The sequence below is a fragment of the Dietzia sp. DQ12-76 genome (genome assembly GCF_014145045.1).
Lineage (GTDB): Bacteria > Actinomycetota > Actinomycetes > Mycobacteriales > Mycobacteriaceae > Dietzia.
Window position 1 is genome coordinate 1 of record NZ_JAALDV010000558.1, and the last position, 299, is coordinate 299.

Here is a 299-nt window from a genome sequence, read left to right on the forward strand (position 1 = left end):
CGTGGGCGCACACCACCCGCAGATCCGAGCCGCGACGCCCGGCCAGCGCCGCGAGGCGCGCGTGGGTCAGCTCCACGGCCGAGGGGACCAGCGACAGGGTGCGTTCCGCGACCGCGATCGCCCTGGGGTATCCGACCGAGGGATCGATCTGCCCCCTGAGGTAGAACGCATCCCCGGCGTGCAGGACGTCGAGCTCGCCCGGGTCCCCGGGATCCCCCGGGACCAGCACCCCGGCATGTCCGACGGTGTGACCCGGCAGATCCACGAGGATCATCCCCTCGAGGACGTGATCCAGGGGA

At 72.6% G+C, this 299-nt stretch carries 1 pseudogene; it reads right to left on the reverse strand.

The features are described 5' to 3' along the window. Nucleotides 1-299, reverse strand: a pseudogene (locus G6019_RS16645) (MBL fold metallo-hydrolase); the annotation flags it as partial.